This window comes from Sphingorhabdus sp. (assembly GCF_044374345.1).
Classification (GTDB): domain Bacteria; phylum Pseudomonadota; class Alphaproteobacteria; order Sphingomonadales; family Sphingomonadaceae; genus Sphingorhabdus_B.
This window is the reverse complement of the sequence record NZ_JBILOS010000154.1, coordinates 1-2,757: the sequence shown is the minus strand read 5'-3', so window position 1 is coordinate 2,757 and position 2,757 is coordinate 1. Positions and strand designations below refer to the sequence as shown.

Below are 2,757 nucleotides of genomic sequence, written 5' to 3'. Positions count from 1 at the left end.
CGGGCAAATAGCAGCGTCCGGCCGCGTCATCTTCTGCGATATCCCGCGCGATATTGGCGAGTTGAAAGGCGAGGCCAAGGTCACAGGCGCGGTCGAGCGTGGCGTCATCATCCGCCGGAACGCCCATCACCACGGCCATCATCACGCCCACGGCGCCCGCAACATGGTAGCAATATTGGTACAGATCGCTCTCGCGGCGGGGGTGCCAGTCCGCGGCATCCAGTGCGAAGCCTTCGATCACATCCTCTGCCATGCGCGCCGTAATGCCACACTCCCGCGCGACAACGCCAAGACAGTCAAACGCAGGCTCACCCGTGGGCATGCCCGCCAGCGCTTTTGCGGTCAGCGTACGAATGGCTGCAAGGCTCTGCTGAGGGTCGGTGACCGCCGCCATCGCGCCGCCATGGTCCTGACCATCGGCCATATCATCGCATTTGCGGCACCATGCATAGAGCAGCCAGACCCGTTCGCGCGTAATACGGTCAAACAACCGGCTGGCGAAACGGAAGGACTTGGAACCCCGCGATATGCTGTCCTGTGCAAATTGAACAAGGGCAGGGCGATCAAAATCAGCCACGGCAAAAATCTGTGCAAGGGCTGATATGGGCTTGGTTCACAAATCGTCTGCTTTCATCTGAAAGATGGTCTTGTGCGGCACATAGACGGCCATTTTGTCCAGCAAGCCGTCCAGCGTGTCATCGACGATCATGATGCCCGCATGTTGCGGCCGGATAAAGCCGACATCGATCATATTCTGGTTGAACGCGATAAGTTGATCATAAAAACCCGCAATGTTCAAAACGCCGACGGGCTTTTGATGATAGCCGAGCTGTGACCAGCTGATCGCTTCCCACAATTCGTCCATCGTCCCGACACCGCCGGGAATGGTGATGAAGCCGTCGGACAAGTCCGTAAAGCGCGCCTTGCGTTCGTGCATGCCGGAGACGACATGCAGTTCGGTGCAGCCCTTGTGCGCGACTTCAGCGCCGACCAGTGCTTCGGGGATGATGCCAATCACTTCGCCGCCTGCCGCAAGCGCGCTGTCAGCCACTGCACCCATCAGCCCCAACCGGCCGCCGCCATAGACGACACCAATGCCACGTTCCGCCAGCATCTTACCGACGCTGCGCGCCGCTTCGATATAGACGGGGTTATCGGGGGTAGCCGAACCGCAATAGACCGCGAGCCGTTTCACTTATGTGCGTCCTCCAGCATCAATGCTGCGGTTGCCTTTGCGCTGCCGACAACGCCGGGGATGCCAGCGCCCGGGTGCGTGCCTGCGCCGACGAAATACAGATTTGGTATCGCGTCATCGCGGTTGTGCGCCCGCATATAGGCCGACTGCCACAAAACGGGTTCAAGGCTGAACGCGCTGCCCAAATGCGCCGAGAGATCGCGGCCGAAATCGGCTGGTGTGTAATGGAACTGCGTCATGATCCGGCTGCGGATGTCGGGGATCAGGCGGCGCTCAAGCTCATCTAAAATCCGTTCCTTCAACGCGTCACCCACATCGCCATCCCAATCGAGCGGCGCTTTGCCCATATGCGCGACAGGCGCGAGGACATAAAATGTCGAGCAACCTTCAGGCGCAAGGCTTGGGTCAGTGACGGTCGGATGGTGCAAATATAGCGAGAAATCCTGTGGCAGAACGCCGTTTTTGTAAATGTCGTCCAGCAGGCCTTTGTAGCGCGGGCCAAACAGGATCATATGGTGCGGAATGCCCGGCCATGTGCCCTTGATGCCAAGGTGCAGAACGAAAAGCGATGGTGACCAGCTTTTGCGCCGCAGCGATTTGGTTGCGCGTTCGCCGCGTTTGTTGCTGGTCAACAAGTCCTTGTAGGTGTGCATCAGGTCGCCATTGGACGCCGCCATGTCGCAGTCCATACGCCAGCCCGATTTCGTGCGCACGCCAATGACCTTGTCACCGCGTGTTTCGATTTCTTCGACGGGATCGCCGAGACGGATCGTCCCGCCGAGCCGTTCGAAATGCGTCACCATCGCGGCGACAAGCCGGTTGGTGCCGCCCTTGGCAAACCAGACACCGCCTTCTTTTTCGATGGTGTGGATAAGCGCGTAGATCGCGCTGGTGCTCATCGGGTTTCCGCCGACGAGCAATGTGTGGAATGATAAAGCTTCGCGCAGCTTTTCGTCTTTCACGTACGACGAAACGATCGAATAGACCGAGCGCCATGCCTGATATTTCATCAGCGCAGGGGCCGCCTTTATCATCGATGCGAAGTCGAGGAACGCGACAGAACCGAGCTTTTGATAGCCCTCTTTGAACACGCCCTTTGAATATTCGAGGAACTTGCGATAGCCCTCGACATCGTCGGGGTTCAGCTTTTCGATTTCGGCTTTCAGGCCGGGTGCATCATTCGAATAATCGAAATTCGTGCCATCGGGCCAGTTCAACCGGTAGAACGGGAACACAGGCATCAATTCCACGTCGTCAGACATTTTATGTCCGGACAGCGACCACAATTCTTCCAAGCATGGCGGGTCGGTGATGACCGTTGGGCCACCGTCAAAGGTAAAGCCGTCCTTTTCCCAATAATAGCCGCGGCCACCGGGCTTATCGCGCGCTTCGATAATCGTTGTGGAGATGCCTGCAGATTGAAGCCGAATTGCAAGCGCAAGTCCGCCAAATCCGGCACCAATAATCGCTGCTGTCTTCGTCATTTCTTCTTGCTCCGGATCGCGGTGATGGCTTTCCCTATGGGAATGGGCGGCTTGCCAATCAGGATGCGCGCCTTGTCA

At 57.9% G+C, this 2,757-nt stretch carries 3 protein-coding genes; all 3 read right to left on the bottom strand.

The annotated features are described in order from the left end of the window. The coding region (locus ACIQ5B_RS10805) for a squalene/phytoene synthase family protein (RefSeq protein WP_397599018.1) at positions 1–577 on the bottom strand (577 nt) is incomplete at its 3' end. A 36-nt stretch (positions 578–613) separates the two neighbouring features. Further along, entirely contained in the window at positions 614–1,195 is a 582-nt protein-coding gene (locus ACIQ5B_RS10800; RefSeq protein ID WP_397577892.1) for a TIGR00730 family Rossman fold protein, read from the bottom strand. After that, positions 1,192–2,679: a phytoene desaturase gene (locus ACIQ5B_RS10795; protein WP_397599017.1), complete on the bottom strand. Its 1,488-nt coding sequence runs from the start codon at positions 2,677–2,679 to the stop codon at positions 1,192–1,194. Before ACIQ5B_RS10795 ends, ACIQ5B_RS10800 begins: the two co-directional genes overlap by 4 nt. Positions 2,680–2,757: the final 78 nt, after the last annotated feature.

Coding starts and splice junctions, on each gene's coding strand:
- ACIQ5B_RS10795 (WP_397599017.1), bottom strand. CDS start 2,679: ATGACGAAGACAGCAGCGATTATTGGTGCCGGATTTGGCGGACTTGCG.